We start from the raw sequence: 15,961 nt of genomic DNA on the forward strand, positions 1-15,961 counted from the left end.
TTAGCTTACTTACCTTTTACTTTCTTAAAAAACTGATCTTGTAAATCGTTAAGCTCCGCATCGTATCCTTTTCTATCTATAAAAGCATCCGGATTATAACCATCGCCGGGGTTGTGTTTGCGATGAAGCTCAAACTGGCTGGAATGCGATGCAAGCCAAATATCGAACGATAGTTTTTTCATGGCATCTAAAGTGTAGGCATAATCCCTTTCTATACCGGGATAGGCGGGAATGTCAGAAAAGCTTTTATCCGTAACTATGGTAGGCATATTGGCTATCAGTACTCTATAAGTCCGTTTTTTATCCTTCACATCAAACAAAAAACTACAGGAGCCTTTAGTATGCCCAGGATGATGAAGCATAACCAATTGCATCCCTCCCAATTTTATGGTGTCGCCATTATGTAATAAACGGTCCGCCTTTACCGGTGCATAAGTGCTGGTGTTTCCGCCTAATGCATAATCCGAACGGCCTCCATCGGCCACGACTTCCGCATCTCCTTCATCCACCATCATTTTGGCGCCTGTTAGTTTTTTTACTGCTGCCATTGCCCCCATGTGATCATAATGCGCCTGGGTTGTTAAAAGGATTTTGATATCGGCAAATTTAAACCCTAAAGCTTCAATGTTTGCTTTAATCATGGAGAACGAGGCGGCAAGCCCGGTATTGATGAGCATATTGCCTTTTGGTGTTACAATAAGGTAGCAGGCCAGGTCATAAGTACCCACATAATAAAGATTCCCGGCAATTTGAAACGGCTGATAGGGTCTGGACCATTCGGGGTGCGTGTCTGCAGGCGCTGCCGCATTTTGCGCAGGTGCCAAAAAGTTCACAAATAATAAGCTGATTAACAGCAACGTCCTTTTAAGTGCAGATTCCGACATATAATTGATAAATGAGGACTAAATATATGCTTTGTTATTGATATCGGGATTGTTTAAATAGTCATTTTATTTCCCTGTTTTGCTTAGGTCTATCAATTCCAAAACCGAACTCTTTTATGCTCTCCCGTGAACAGGTTTATTTTGACCCCGGACTATAATTTCGCTAACATTGATAATTTTAAATAAAATAAGACCGTTCTTCCCTGCCAATTGTAGCGTGCCCCGGTATACCCTTAGCAACTCCGGAAATTTTGCCATGCAAAAATTTATCAAAGAAGCAAACAAAGACGGCTCGCTGTATTCCGCATAGATAAAGATGAGTTTAAGGCCCAGGGTATAAAATTCCCAGCCCTGATGCTTCAGGATTTGAATGACTTTCATATTTGATGTCTGGCTTAAACGAGTGCGTAATCATAGTTATCAAAGGCCTGCCGCATAAGGCTGCCCGCATCCTTCATGATCGGCCTGCCGCGCCCGAAAACCATTTTATCAAAGTCAAGGTCTGTTACTTTCAGGATACTGCTAATGCCTTCCGCCATGTTTTCATAGATGACGCTCAGGCCCAGGCCGGCGCTGTTCGACAACAGATCGCCTGCTATCAGTACCTCTTCGTTTTCTGCCAGCAGGGAGATATGGCCCCTGGTATGGCCCGGAGTGTGGATTACGCGAATGCCGCCCAGCAATGGCAGCAGGTCACGGTCATTTAACTGTTCGTCTATGACTAGCGGCTCAATATTGATGCCGGAGCGCTTGATGGCCAGCTCGTAGATCAGCCAGTTTTTCAACCCGGGGGTCAGGCAGATCTCTTTGCGGCAGGCAATCCCATAGCGCATTATCTCCGCATCCTCGCGGTGTGCCATTACCGGAACCCTCAGCATCCGCTTGATCTCCTCGGCACTTCCTGAATGATCCGGATGTGCATGTGTCAGGATGATCCGTTTGATAGCATAAGGGTTCATACCACTGTTCTTAATTGCGCTGAAAATTTTTCCTGTACTCCCTTTGGGACCGGTATCTATCAGGGTGAGGCCGTTATCATCTATCACAAAAACGTTAACCCAGCCTAAGCTGATCTGGTATATATTATTGCTGATCCTTTTCATACGATTATTCATGTTTGAGTTAAAAAACTTATTGATTAATGCGTAAAAAATGCGTTCATAGCTCTTGCTTTCGGGTTAAAATATTTATTTAACGGTCATTGTTTGTTCCTGCCGGTTGTCATTTCTGAAAATACCTAAACGTTGTTTTATGCTACAAAAGTTCAAAAAGGGGGTGTTAACAAATGTTAAAGTCGACGACCCGGTGCATTTTGCCGATCAATAGCTAAATTAAAGCGACGGTATCCGGCTAACTTTTTTGAAGAAACAGGCAGTGTCAGGAAATAAACAGGCATGGATTCCTGTTAATCCTTTGAATGATTGGGGGGAAAGTGGGTTTACATGGGTTAACATAATTTAATGTTAACCCATGCATAATCAATTGCATATCAAATATTTATATTGATTTTAGAAAAAAGGGTGGGTTTACATTTTTTGATAGTTTCTTTGCTACCACATTCCGATTATGGTCTATCGTAGCGTTAGTTTGGCGCGTTTAGGTAGTTCGCTTTATTATCGAAGCGGATTATTTGATAGCGGGAATTTGTAGTTTTAAAATTAGTGGTAATACACAATTAATGCGCCCTCCCCTGTTCACTATCAGCGCCACCGGTCTCGCGTTTTTGAGGCGTATTGGTTGACTTGCCAAAACTATAGGTAAATGCCAGGGTTGCCACCCGGGTATCTATAAAGTTGTGGTAGGTTGCAGTGGCGTCCACAATATTGGTAATGGTGCCGCTTGGGCTAAACGAGTGAAGGATATCCCGCACATTTAATTTGATCGAACCTTTATTATTCAGTATTTTTTTCTGAATAGCTGCATCAAGCATACCGGTTGGGATAGAAACAAACTGACCGTAAGTGCCGCTGGTATTAAAAAAACCGCTTAATTCGGCGCTCCAGGTTTTTGATAAAGAGAACTGGTTATTACCATTGGTCGAAAATGTATATTTGGATTGATTGAGGTAACCGGTGTAAAATGCCCCCTGGTAAGTATTCTTATATACCTCGGCATAAAGATTAACCGACCACCATTTGGTGGGCTGAAAATTGGTATTAACGGAAAAATCCAGTGTTTTCTGTTGCCCAATGTTGCCCTGTGTACTGATAAATATATTGCCGCTTTTGTGAATAGTTTCACCCTGAACATCGGCTGTATGGTTATAGGCAACTGCAACGGTAAACAGGCTTCTGAAACTATAGGCTAATTTATAATTATCCGTAAATTGCGGTTTCAGGAAAGGGTTGCCTGAAAAATAGGTAAACTCGTCCACAAAAAAGGTAAAAGGGTTTAGGCTTCCGTAATTGGGCCGACCTATCCGGCGGCCATACGAAAGCACCAGCACATTATGACCCGCGGTATCAAGATTATAGGAAAAATACGCTGTTGGAAACAGGTTTGTATAATGATTTATAAACGATGAATCGGCTTTTTGGGCATTACCCAGCTGGTGCCCGTTGCCATTGGTGTTCTCTACCCGCAGGCCTGTTTGCAGCGAGAACCTGCCAAAGTTTTTATTAAAATTCACGTAGGCCGCATTTAAATTCTCTTTATATAAAAACCGGTTGGTATTGTTATAATCAATTGTGCTTACACCATCAATCACATTAAAGTAATTGGCGGCGTTATCCGTATTTACATAGCTGCTCTTAACACCGGCTTCCAGCTTTGACTTGCCTTTTAGCGGGTGGGAATAATCGGCCTTGGCGGAGTAAATATTGGTCGTAGCAGGCAAATTATCATTCAGGGTCCGTGAATTTGTTAAAGTGCCATCGGGCAAAAAAGTATTATTTACAAACATTTGGTTACTGCCCGATACATCGCGGATGTAATCCAGATCAAAGGTAAGCGCCCTGCCGGTACTATCATACTTATGGGTATAGTTCAAGTTTACACCTCCGCTGTTAAACTTATTTTTGGAAGTGTTGAGGGTATTAATAGTTGAATCTAATCCGCCGTTTTTATCATATAGCAAACTGTAAACCGGGCTGCTGTCATGATCGTGCGATATAGTGCCGGTAAATACTACCCCCCAGGTTGTTTTCGGCGATACATAATAATCCATTCCCGCCTTGATATTGGTATTGTTACCTTTTGGCCTGAAATAGGAAATATCCTTTAGCGACGAGGTTAAGTCTCCGTTCGCATCAAAATAATCCCTGTCAATTTCAAGCCTTCTGAAAGTTTTTTGTTCATTATAGGCAAGGTTAGCAAACAGGTTAACTTTATCTACACGGTAATTGAGGTTAATGCTCTCATTGGTACGGCCATAAAATCCCTGCGCGTAATCGGCAGACACCACGGCATTAAATCCCCTGATGGTGTTTTTTTTAGTTTTGATGTTGATTACGCCAGCATTTCCCGCTGCATCGTATTTTGCCGGCGGATTATCCATCAACTCTATCTGATCTAATGACGAAGATGGTAAAGAACGCAGGTAAGTAGCCAGGTTTGCTGCCGACAGATAAGTAGGTTTATCATCAATCATCACCAATACACCGCTTTTTCCCTTAAAGGTAATATTGCCATCGGCGTCTACCTGCACGCCAGGCGTCTTTTCCAGCACTTCCAAAGCATTAGCGCCTGTATTGGAGATCAGCGCGCCTACATTAACTACAGTGCGGTCAATTTTTTGCTGGATATATGATTTTTGAGCGGTTACAGATACTTCCTTCAACGTTTTTCCAGCCGACGATAAAACAAATGCAGGTAAACTAACCGGCTTTTGCTGGCTTACGACCACATTGCCGCTCCGGTAATTTTTATAGCCTATATAAGTTACCTTTACCAGGTAAGTATTATCCTTCAGGTTTTCAAAGGCGAAACTGCCATCCCGGTTAGCCAATTGGGTGCCTACAACTGTTGAATCTTTTGCGACAAGTAAAATCACGGTTGCGCCATCAAGGGGCTTTTTAACATCGTCTAAAACTGAACCGGAAATTTTGCCGCCCACAGTTTGTGCATTGGTAAAATTGAACAGTAACAGCGCGAATAAGGTTAAAAAAGGTACTTGTTTCAGTTTCATGTTTACAAGACACATATTGTGGTGAAATGGTTACATGAAGGTTACAATTTAAAACATAATTTTAAGTAACAAAGTTGTGCTAAAACGGAATAATTATTAGCCAACCAATAATAACCAGGTCAATATCTGGTGGTGAAATAAAATCATTGATTGGATTATTTGCAGAGTGCGGCGAATTGCCTGCCTGAGATCTCCGGAACATGGTGATCAATGGTTCCATATTCTCTCGGTTAATTACAAAACAGTAAAAAATCAAAGCTTTTATACGCTTTTGTCCGGATCTTAAAAATTGGAATGTCTTTAGTTAAAAACCTTAAATTCATTCAATGATTAAGAGTAGAGTTCCTTTTAAAACTTGAAAGATTATTACCCTTAACAAGCTAGTTTTTAAAACAATAAAAATTAAATAATATGACAACGAATGAAATCGCGCAGAAACTTTATGAAAACACCTCCAAAGGTGACCATGCCAGAAATTATGAACTTTTTTCGGCTGATGCCATATCGTACGAAGATGGTCCTGATCCTTCAAACAGGGAGACAATAGGTCTTCAGGCTATTATCGCCCGTTGCAATAAATTCGGCGAAAATATTGAAAAGGAGTTGAGCATAGCGATGAGCGAACCGCTGGTAGCCGGCAATACCATTGTCTACAAATTAATCATTGAGTTTGAATTTAAAGACACGGGGTACTTTAAACTGGAAGAACTTTGTTTATATAAAGTTAAAGATGGTAAAATTGTATATGAGGAATATTTTAATCAATAAATACAAATTATATATTTGGTAAATAGATAGTTAAGCATGCCTTCAGTACACTTTTTATTCCGCCTTGCCAAAACAACCGCAGTGATTGCAATTGGTTTAATGGCTTTATTGATAGTAATTGGTAATACAACAGATTACTTTACAAACTATCTGTTTGTTGAGCATGTGATGAAAATGGATACTATTTTCCCTGGCAGTCATTTACAATACAGAAGTGTTAACAATACCTTTATGTTTCACACAGGATATATCCTGCTTATCATCATGGAAGCGGCTATGGCATTTTGTTGTATAAATGGAAGCCGGCTCCTTATTAAAAACCTTAAAAGCAGCGCAACTTTGTTCCATGCCAGTAAAAACTGGGCTGTTGCGGGTTTGACGATCGGTATAATAATTTGGTTTTTAGGGTTTGAAGTTATAGGCGGAGAGTGGTTTGCCATGTGGCAAAGCAAAATCTGGAATGGATTGGCGGCAGCCGAGCGGATCCTTAGCTTTATAGTATTAGTGCTCATTCTTTTGCATTTAAAAGAAGAAGATTATTAAAAAACGCAGTCCTTCGACCTGCGTTATTGATAAGGTTTGAAACCCATCGCTATACCAGGAATAAAAACGCTTATTCTGCAACGCAGTCCTGTTCCTACTCATCCATCGGTTCCCAAAGCTCAATAATATTGCCTTCCGGGTCGAGCACATGGACGAATTTGCCATAATCATACTCCGCTATCTCATCAACAATCGTCACATTGTCCTTTTTCAATTCGTCAACCAGCGCAACGAGGTTTTCTACCCGGTAATTGATCATAAAAGGCTTTTCCGACGGATCGAAATATTTGGTATCATTCGGAAATGCACACCAGGATGTCGATCCTTTTTTTGACGGATCATCATCTTGCCGCCATTCAAAGGTTGTTCCGTACTCGCTGGTAGGCAATCCAAGATTTTTGACATACCAGTCTTTCATGCCTTTCGGATCATTGCATTTAAAAAATACGCCGCCCAGGCCCGTTACTTTTTTCATATTTAATCTGTTTTATTTTAATCTATACATTTACAGTAGCCGGTTTAGCATTCTTTTTAAGTATAAGCGCGGCTATTAACGATACCACGACGCCAATCGGCGCAATTTCCAAATAAGTGAACATCACTCTAAAGAAGGCGCTTGATTTATATTTCGCCATCGAGGATGTTATTTCAGCTGCCTGCCTTTGTATTTCCGCGGCGCTTGCCCCGCTTGCCTTCAACTCGGCTATAGCCTGGGCCTGGTATTTGTCGCCATAATCAGGAACGAAATAGCTATAGTCAATCATCCAAACCACCACATACACAGTTGACGCGATAAGCGTTATCAAAAGGCCAGTCCCAAGCGCTTTGCCAAAAGTAATTTGGCCGCTATTATAATTATCCCGGTAATTTTTAATGGCTACAAAAATGAGCGAAAAGCCCAATAACATAGTTACATAGCCAAAAATCATCTTGGTGTTCAAGCTAAGACTATCGCTCAATACTGCTTCGCCAAGCACCCCCCATGATACACTTATAATACCGGCTATTACTCCGCAAACCCAAATTATCTTTTTCATTTTGTTTATTGTTTTTAAGTTTAAATCCGCCTCAAAATTGAATTAATGGCACGTGTTTTTAGTCATACTTTCGGGTGATTTTAATAAAATTAGCAATTATCACACTAAAGAATGATGTGCATCAGGGTATCAGTCCTAACCTTTTTGCCATTTCAATAGCCTGCGTACGGCGCTCCACTTCCATCTTTAAAAACAGGTTTGATGTATGGGTTTTTATGGTGTTTAATGATACAAACAACCGCTCGGCAATTTGCTGGTTACTCAGGCCGTCGGCCATTAATTGTAAAACCTCCAGTTCGCGGGGGCTTAAACGCAGTCGTTTAAATTCGGCTTCGTTTAAAACAAAATCGACACCGGCAAACACCTGTTTTTCAATTATTACGGTTTTTACTTTGGGCTTTATCAGTTTTATGGCAAGCCAGATACCCAGGCCGGTAAAAACAACAGCTATGGCGCCGGCATAAATTTCAAAAGCATGGTTAATAATAATAAAGTGCCACTCCAGCCATTTTAATAGCAGCAATAACAAAGCAAGCGATACGCCGTAAATTATAATTTGCTTGTTCTTTGCAGAGATCCTAAATGTCATTGCTCGTTATTGGGTGTTTAAAAATAGTCCTTTATGACGAATATATCATAATGTTATACCCCCTAATTAATTGTGCAAAAATTCGATTCAGGAAGCTGACCAAATTAAAAAAGTCAACCCGTATTTTGAGTTGACTTTTACTGAATTCAGTTTTTATGTTGTCCTTAGACTATAAAACCCGAACTCTTAATGAGTGATTTGGGTAATGAGGCGGGATTGGAGGATAAATTGAATCCCTATTGTGTTTGCTTTAATAGCTCAAATTATCTTTTTGGAATGAAGCCCGGTACGCCTGTATTCACCACCTGATTAAATCTCTGCCTTGTCTGAATGCGGTTGATTTCATTAAAGGCGTCTTCGGGCAGCGGAGAAATGTCAAAATTCTCCCGCGCACGGGCCGCACTTTTGGCCGTGGTAAGTAAAGCCGTGCCACGCTGCACCGCCCAGGCCAACAGCACCTGTGCCGGCGTCTTTCCAACTCGTGCCGCAATTGACAAAATTACAGGATCTTCGAGCGGCCCCGGCTTTATTCCGTGGCCCAATGGCGCAAAAGCTAAAAAAACAATGCCCTTTTCCTTGCAAAATTCTAAAAGTTCTGTTTCCGGCAGATACGGATGCGCTTCGACCTGGATCACGGCCGGCTTGATTCTAGCCGATGCATAAATAGGCAACAGTTTGTCCAGGGTGATATCAGCCAATCCGATGGCCCGGCATTTGCCACCGTCCACAAGGTGCTCCATCGCCTTCCAGGTGTCGGGCAAATTCACGCCGCTGTCATAAATAACATTGCCGTTTTGATCCCTCGGATCCTGCTCATCCCCCGGTTGAAACGCAAACGGAGTGTGAATGAGATAGAGATCCAGATAATTGAGCCGAAGCCTCTTTAAACTCTCCCCGAATGCAGGTTCTACCCGCTCGGGCCTATGATTTGTGTTCCATAGCTTCGTAGTAACAAAGATCTCTTCGCGTGCAATTCCTAAATCGGCAAGGCCTGCCTGTAACGCCTCTCCTACCTCGCTCTCGTTTCGATATCGTTCAGCACAATCGAAGTGTCGGAATCCAGCTTCCAGTGCGTCCCTGGTAGCACTTATCGTCACCGCCGCATCGGGGATCAGGGTGCCAAACCCGAGGGCGGGCATAGGGATGGTCTTATTTATTGTCTTCATTTTTATGATAATTTATTGTGCCTTTTTTATTGACTAATCCGGTTGATGTTGCTTTGGGTACTTAAAACATCAAACTACACAACAAAGTTCGGCAGAAAATTTCAGGGAGCTGTGTGACCTATATCACATTTGAAGATTGGCAGGATTTCGATTCAAAAAACGTATTATTTATGGTCAATTACCGGCGTTTTAGTGGCCTTTAGAATACAAAACCCTACCCCTTTTATGGTTGATTTATAAAATGCAGCGGGTTTAGAGGATAATTTGGTATAGTTTTTAATTGCCGATATTTCAAGCTAATCCCCGTAATATTTGCAATCTATTATCAGGAGCATTTGGCGAGAAAAAGTCTGGGATAGTATTTTGATTTCTTTTCGGGCGACTAAGAAACTCAACTGGCCATTCCGTTACTCTTTGCTCTTTAACATGGATATAATTGCCCGGCTCAGCCTCATCTATATACTCCTCTTGCAAAATAAGAGCCAATGGTTCCTCTGATCCTGCATTTTCTCCTGAAAATTCAAAGGCGCCTTCATAGCTGTCAAAAGCATAATAATAATCGTCTCCTTCATAAATATCAAGAGCGCCATCGTGTGGATGGCACCAAACCCGGTATTCCAATACTTCATCCCAAACGTATCCCCCGCCGGATTTTCCAAAAGCAGGATATGAACCAACTAAATCTTTATTTTTTACTTCCGGATAATTTGTCATTTGCCTTTTAATGGGGGTACAACTACGTAACGAAAGTAAAAAGAATTAAAATAAAAAGCCTTCGGATTTTCATCTGAAGGCTTTTTGAATAGCATTCCATACTTAGCATACTCTGGTCATTTTGTGGTTTAGGAAGTGGCGCGGAAGTGGGTTCGTAACATTACTAATCGCGGGCCCGGGAAAATGCGCCCCGTTTTAAAGTGATCGCCGCAACTTCGGGCCACATACCGATTCGCCCTTTCAATCCTAAAAATCCAAAACCGCGGTTAACATACAAATACCTTCCGGCATCCTGGTAAAGCCCGGCCCACTGCTTGTAAACATATTGGATAGGGCTCCACTTAAATCCTAAAAAATCGATGCCGAATTGCATGCCATGAGTATGCCCTGATAGTGTCAGATGGATTCGCTGTTCATGTTGCAGCGTTACGCCCTCCCAGTGTGAAGGGTCGTGCGACATAAGGATCCTGAATGCATCACCGCTTATGTGCGCGGTCGCCTTTTTTAGATCGCCATACTGATGAAAGCCGCCTTTACCCCAGTTTTCCACCCCGATAAGCACAATAGACTGATCATCTTTTTTGAGCGTTACCGCTTCGTCCAGCAGCAAACGGAACCCGATCTCGGAATGAACTTGTTTTAAGCGGTTCAGATTTGCCAACTTTGCCCCGGCATTTTCCCATTGGATATAATCTCCGTAATCATGATTCCCAAGGATAGAAAACTTGCCCATCGGGGCCTTCAGCCCGGCAAAGGCCGGGATCCATTGATCCATTTCCGAAGCCCGGTTATTAACCAGGTCACCGGTAAATAAAATGACATCGCTTTGCTGCTCATTCACCAGGTCCAACCCTTTCTGTACGCCTGCTGCATTGGTAAAGCTACCGGAGTGAACATCCGTTATTTGTGTGATCGTAAAGCCATCGAAGGCCTCCGGCAGATCCGGGAACCAAAGGATCTCACGCCGCAGGCGATAAAAATGCCTCCCGCGTGTAATACCAAACAGTACCACCAGGAACAGTATTGCAGAGATACTTAGTGCCAGTTCACTCACCCAAAGTTGCCTTGGCGGAAAACCCCGAAACAGCCGTGAAAAATCTTCGATCAGCAGAACAGGCACGGAAAACAAGCGTGGAATGAACGCCAACAGCATTAACCCCATCACCCAGGTGATCAGCCTTTGCTGTACTTGTGAACCCCGCCGTACAAAAATCACAGCGGCCAGGCCGGCCATTAATACCAGATCAATAACCCAATAGACCCATAAATTATGAGCAGAACCTGTAAAAGTGTGTAAAGCCTGGTAAAAATAAAGGTCGGTACAAAACCAAAGAAGAATAATTAAGGGAAGTCTTTTAGCCATTTTAATAATGATATATGAAACAGATATCACTATGTAGACGATTGAGTTGGGGGAATATTTTAAATGGGGGAAATATGGGATTTATTGGGTGATATAACAGGAAGCCTTCAGACTTTCATCTAAAGGCTTTTTAAATAATTTTTCCCACCATATGCGAAATACAACGATTAGTGTTTTTTTATATCGAAACTAAGGTAGATTTCTTAACTTCGGTTACCATAACCGTCTCACAACTTATGCGAAAACCGCTTATTAAAATATTGCTTGCTATACCTTTTCTTGCTATAGGCATTTTAATCTATTTTTTATTTAAACCAGTAGAATTAGAAAATTTCAATTCTTCATTTATTTCTATATCGTTAACAATAGCGACCTTTTCGATAAGTTTTTCTTTTTTACAATATACATTTTCACCTTATAAATCTCTATTACGTTCAATAAGTACCCGACAATTAATATTTACCTACGCAACACTGATCGTAGCGTTGGCTCCAATCGGCGGGCTGGTCATTAATAAATCATTGGTTCCCCAAATTAGTTTGTTTACGATACCGCTCCTTGCTTACAATATTCTATTATTATGGACAGTCGCTTATGAAGAATGCAACCCAGTATTCCTGTTAAACCGGGCAAAACGTCCTAAAAAGCTGCTTTCATTTTTACAAAGATTTAAAGACGACATAAACCAGCAATTGATAACACAGGAGAGTTTTAATTTTTCAAAAGGAGATGAGACACCTTCTCACGATTGGGGCGATAAGTATTCTGTCACGGTACCTGGCGACCCTTTTCATCTGGCCAATATGATTGCTGAACATGCTTTAAAGAATGGCGATGTATTAATGTACGTTGAAGTTGTGAGATCATATGGAACGATAATCGATGCTATGTTAGCAAATCCTATGGTGAAAGAAATGGATTTTCGTTTTAAGATCGAGCGATTGGTTGGTTATTCTTTTCGTAATCTGGTCAAGCTTAGTGGAAAGCTATCTGATAATCCCGTGCATCGTAATGAATTGATCCTAAGCATCAGTAATTATTTGCGTGAAAAAGCGCTGCTATACTTACAAACGCGGAACCCATTTGAAAACATAGCAGGTATCCTTACCGATTTTGCAGAAGAACTGGTTTCTAAAGATAGGGATGCGGTTATTCTGGTGTTGTCACTTCATCGGCAACTTTGTCAAAAAGGCATTTACGACCCGCCGCCAGAACAAGGGCACGAATTTTTTAAATTACATCTTCCTGTCTATCCGATGTATATCAAACGTATTGGGCAGGCGGCGATTAGAGATGGTTCCTCGGAGATGATGTATCGTTGCTTGGAAGAATTAGGTTACTTAGGCTGTTCTGCGGTAAAAAATTATCAATTTCAAGTGATCATCGAGACATTGCAATCCATCGTACAGTTGGGACGTGAATCAAGAGCTGCGGGTTTGGTATGCTTTGACCAACGTTGTACGCTTGACCCGCCTGCTCATGCCAAAGAGCGTCTGTGGTGGATGCTTAGTTGGATTCATCACCTATCGGATGACAAAGTACAGTTAATACATCGTTCGTTCGAAACCGCTTATTCTCGATTAAGTGGCTTCAAAACGACTATCGTTATGTCAAGAGAGGGCGACCAGCCGGTATTCGATATAAACGAGAGTAAGGAACCACACGTCGAGGGGTATATATCTGGAAACCACCCCGGAAAGATCGACTATTCTGATCCCAAACAGATTAAGGAATATAAATTATATTGATTGTCTTAAATTTATTAACTCGAAACAGTCTTGTCGATACTTTTTAATGAAAACTGAATGGTATAAAAGTTGCCAGCTTGCCTAAAATAGTTGTCCCGACGAATCTTAAACTTGCTTAGCAAACAGCTATTTTACAGGACGTTATATGCTTTGATAAAAACGAACGCCAAGAATGACACAAGTTTCTATTAAATTTATAATTCATACAAATTAGGCAACATGATTGCCTGCTCATACGATAAATCTTAAATTAACGTGAGTTCGATATAAGGCCGGCATAATAGTGTCTGACTATCAATCACTTACAGCTATTTATGCGCCGATAAAAAGTGAATCATCTGATAATCAACATGTTTCACAGCGTTCCAGGTGTTCCACGTGCAAAAGTGGAACGCTTTGCCGGAGTGGATACACAACTTGTGCTTCACCTCAACACGGTTGGAGAAGGGTTGAGGTGAGGTGACCATTTGCTTATGTCGAACTCACGTTAAATTAATGACATCAAGCCTCTGACCCTCAAAACACCCCTCTGCTCCAAAACTCCGAACACGGTCAGATCAAGTTCGAAAAACGCGCCGCTATGGGGCTCGTCGGGCATGTGGCGTCGCTTCCATTCGTCGATAGCGGTGGCCACCCTGGCGGCAAGCCCTGTGGCATAAGCCTCTTTCGGTAATAGCAACACCGGCATGATCACCGGCATCCCGGGTCCGACTTCATAACCATATGAGACGGTCAACCGCAGCCAGCGACCGGTTGTGTCGCCGAACAGTCGGGTGAAAAACCCGTCGATGCGTTTGGCCAGCGTTTGGCCGAAACCCGATATGTCGATCGGATCCGGTGCGGCCAGGAAAGGCGCAGCGGCGGCACCCGGGCCCATGAACCCGGTGCGAAGGGCGAAGTCGGGGTTCGGTGTCTTTCCGTCAACCGGCAGCAGGTTGCGCTCGAGCGCTAGCTCGGCGCGGGCGCTTTCGACCCCAAGTACATCCAGCTTTTCGAAAACCAGGCTACGCAAGTGCCAGTTGCGGTCTGCAAAGGACAGGTAGCGCTGTGTGGAGTCGGAACGGAACCTCCAGTCTTCGCCTGTCTTTTCGGCAGTGTAGCCTTCGTAACGCGGCAACAGCTGTGGCACGCCCGGCCCTTCAGGCCCGGTGATGGCGACGCGCAATGTGCCATCTTCTCCTTCGGCTTCCGCGATGCGATACGACGCCTGCTGTTTCATCCTCATCATTTGGGTGCGATACATCCAGGTATTGCATACGTTCAATGCCAGCCAGTCGAACGATTCGCGGGCCTCTGGCATCACGTCTTCCTGTTCCAGGTCGGTGCGGAGCTGCGCATAGGCCTCCGAAAATTCGACCAGGGCGTCGAAGAGGTCGGGCCTCGGCGTAGCATTCACTACGGATGCACCCGTATTGCCGGTATCGAGCCGCACGATCAGGGTGTCCTGAACGGCTGATTGGCGGTCGTAGGCGATGCGGTAATCCCACAGTCGTGATTCGAGCAGTTTTGCTGCCGCATCGGCTGCAGCGTCGCCTTCCGAAGCCAGCGCCTGCTGTTGCAGGATGATTGCCGGCATGGGCAGGGTTTGAAGCAGGACGGGAACGCTGGCTTTCAGCAGCGGCCCGCTGCCTGTCGGCAATGTAACGGAATGGCAGAGGCGGATGTCGCCTTCTCTGTAAAACGGATTGGCGGCCCCGGTTACCCGAATGCTGCACTCAAGCGGCAGCGCCTTATGGTCAGCACGGTCGGCAGTATCAGCTGAGCAGGCAGAGATAAACCAGGTCTTGTTTTCCCGGAAATTGAGAAAGCCCTGCGACACCGCAAGCATTTGTCCGGCATTGACCGGAACGGCTTCCGCCAGCAGTCCGATGCCCGCCGGAGCTTCGACACCACCAAGTTCCCCAACGAGCACGGCCACCAGCGTATTGGCACGGCCAGACTTTTCTTCAAGCCACCCCTGCAACCACCATTGGGCTTGTGCGAGCAGAGCTTCATGTCCTGTGTCGGTGAAAAGCGTCGCGAGCTCCTGGCGTGCACGCTGGCTGGCAATGGTCTGGCGCGCGGCAGTGACGGCATCAGACGGATGCCTGTCAAGCGCCTCGACGAAGCTTCCGGCCAGGACGTTGAGGTCGATGTCCTTCACTGACCGCTTTCCGATGACCGTATCGTGCGACCAGAGCGATTGTCCACTCACGTATTGCCGCACCGGCACATCCGGCCTCGACTGCAAAGCAGCCGATAAGGGCCGCAGCCCAAAAAACGCAGGACCAGAGAGTGAGCACCCGTCTTCGATCGTCCGAAAGGGCACCAGCCATAGTATTTTCCGTCCGTTGTTCTCCGAGTATCCCATCTTCACATAGGGCGTTTTGTTTTCGTACGTCGTCACCCATGCTTCGAGCTCTGCATCCGGAATTATGTCGAAAGGCAACTCAAAGCCTGGATTTCCCCTGGTCGGCGTCGGCCCGAAAGGATCCGGGCGCCAGGGCCTGTCCCAAAGATACAATGCGAGCGGCCTTAGCCCTTTGAGCTGGCTTGACAGCGCGGCGGAAGGCAGGCTGATCGACTTTGTAACGGGCTCAGGGCGACTACCGTCGTTGAGCATGGCGTAGAAGGCATCCAGCACGGCCCTGGCAAAAAACAGGATGTGGTGGGCCGAGTCCCAGGCCGCGACATCCGGCACTGCCAATAGCAGGTGCCCCGAATGGGAAAGAGCGTCTTCAGCTTCGGAATATCGGTAAAGGTCCATAGCGGCCTTTTCGGTGTCGATGGGAGGCCCTTCGGTTCCGGCTTCGGTGAAATACGGAGCGGTATCGAACCGGAGATCGATCACGAAAGCGTCGGGCAGCAGGCGGGCACTGTAGGTTAGATTGGGCCATTCCGCGAAAGGGGGAATTTGTTTATGCTGTCCGGAAAGATCGCGGGTTTGTGTTTGTATCATGGTCAGGTTAGTATGGGTCTTAAAGTCGAAGGGAAGATAGGAAAAAATAAGGTAAGAGTTTGGAGTTAACGGCCCGCATAGCTAT

14 protein-coding genes are annotated in these 15,961 nt (G+C 44.3%); 3 read left to right on the forward strand and 11 right to left on the reverse strand.

The window, feature by feature from the left end:
• Positions 1–5 precede the first annotated feature (5 nt).
• The 4 genes from bla to BUE31_RS31040 form a co-directional block, all read right to left on the reverse strand.
• Positions 6–884: a subclass B3 metallo-beta-lactamase gene (gene bla, locus BUE31_RS12805; protein ID WP_073403973.1), complete on the reverse strand. Its 879-nt coding sequence runs from the start codon at positions 882–884 to the stop codon at positions 6–8.
• A 395-nt stretch (positions 885–1,279) separates the two neighbouring features.
• Positions 1,280–1,987, reverse strand: a complete 708-nt coding sequence (locus BUE31_RS12815) for an MBL fold metallo-hydrolase (RefSeq protein ID WP_200801916.1) — start codon at positions 1,985–1,987, stop codon at positions 1,280–1,282.
• A 572-nt stretch (positions 1,988–2,559) separates the two neighbouring features.
• Positions 2,560–5,010 carry a TonB-dependent receptor gene (locus BUE31_RS12820; RefSeq protein ID WP_073403991.1) on the reverse strand — a complete coding sequence of 817 codons (2,451 nt, stop codon included), beginning with the start codon at positions 5,008–5,010 and terminating at the stop codon, positions 2,560–2,562.
• A 79-nt stretch (positions 5,011–5,089) separates the two neighbouring features.
• Positions 5,090–5,230 (reverse strand): hypothetical protein, encoded by a 141-nt coding sequence (locus BUE31_RS31040; RefSeq protein ID WP_159440675.1) that lies wholly within the window; start codon positions 5,228–5,230, stop codon positions 5,090–5,092.
• A gap of 191 nt (positions 5,231–5,421) precedes the next feature.
• Here BUE31_RS31040 and BUE31_RS12825 point away from each other — a divergent pair, with 191 nt between their 5' ends.
• Positions 5,422–5,778, forward strand: a complete 357-nt coding sequence (locus tag BUE31_RS12825; RefSeq protein ID WP_073403993.1) for a SnoaL-like domain-containing protein — start codon at positions 5,422–5,424, stop codon at positions 5,776–5,778.
• A 36-nt stretch (positions 5,779–5,814) separates the two neighbouring features.
• Complete coding sequence (locus BUE31_RS12830; protein ID WP_073403995.1) at positions 5,815–6,321, forward strand: DUF2165 family protein; 507 nt, start codon at positions 5,815–5,817, stop codon at positions 6,319–6,321.
• A gap of 94 nt (positions 6,322–6,415) precedes the next feature.
• Here the strand turns inward: BUE31_RS12830 and BUE31_RS12835 are convergent, their stop codons facing one another.
• The 6 genes from BUE31_RS12835 to BUE31_RS12860 form a co-directional block, all read right to left on the reverse strand.
• Positions 6,416–6,796, reverse strand: a complete 381-nt coding sequence (locus tag BUE31_RS12835) for a VOC family protein (RefSeq protein ID WP_073403997.1) — start codon at positions 6,794–6,796, stop codon at positions 6,416–6,418.
• A gap of 22 nt (positions 6,797–6,818) precedes the next feature.
• Positions 6,819–7,358: a DUF4199 domain-containing protein gene (locus tag BUE31_RS12840; RefSeq protein WP_073403999.1), complete on the reverse strand. Its 540-nt coding sequence runs from the start codon at positions 7,356–7,358 to the stop codon at positions 6,819–6,821.
• A gap of 121 nt (positions 7,359–7,479) precedes the next feature.
• Positions 7,480–7,947 (reverse strand): response regulator transcription factor, encoded by a 468-nt coding sequence (locus BUE31_RS12845; RefSeq protein WP_073404001.1) that lies wholly within the window; start codon positions 7,945–7,947, stop codon positions 7,480–7,482.
• Positions 7,948–8,210: 263 nt separating this feature from the next.
• On the reverse strand, positions 8,211–9,113 hold the full coding sequence (locus BUE31_RS12850) for an aldo/keto reductase (protein ID WP_073404003.1): 903 nt from the start codon (positions 9,111–9,113) through the stop codon (positions 8,211–8,213).
• 291 nt (positions 9,114–9,404) lie between these two features.
• Positions 9,405–9,827: a GCN5 family acetyltransferase gene (locus BUE31_RS12855; protein WP_073404005.1), complete on the reverse strand. Its 423-nt coding sequence runs from the start codon at positions 9,825–9,827 to the stop codon at positions 9,405–9,407.
• A 163-nt stretch (positions 9,828–9,990) separates the two neighbouring features.
• Positions 9,991–11,190 carry a metallophosphoesterase gene (locus BUE31_RS12860; protein ID WP_073404007.1) on the reverse strand — a complete coding sequence of 400 codons (1,200 nt, stop codon included), beginning with the start codon at positions 11,188–11,190 and terminating at the stop codon, positions 9,991–9,993.
• Between the two features lie 236 nt (positions 11,191–11,426).
• Between BUE31_RS12860 and BUE31_RS12865 the strand changes: the two genes are divergently transcribed.
• Entirely contained in the window at positions 11,427–12,938 is a 1,512-nt protein-coding gene (locus BUE31_RS12865; RefSeq protein WP_073404009.1) for an ABC transporter permease, read from the forward strand.
• A gap of 487 nt (positions 12,939–13,425) precedes the next feature.
• Here the strand turns inward: BUE31_RS12865 and BUE31_RS12870 are convergent, their stop codons facing one another.
• Complete coding sequence (locus tag BUE31_RS12870; RefSeq protein WP_073404010.1) at positions 13,426–15,876, reverse strand: hypothetical protein; 2,451 nt, start codon at positions 15,874–15,876, stop codon at positions 13,426–13,428.
• Between the last annotated feature and the right edge of the window lie 85 nt (positions 15,877–15,961).

This window comes from Mucilaginibacter sp. OK098, from assembly GCF_900142915.1.
Taxonomy (GTDB): domain Bacteria; phylum Bacteroidota; class Bacteroidia; order Sphingobacteriales; family Sphingobacteriaceae; genus Mucilaginibacter.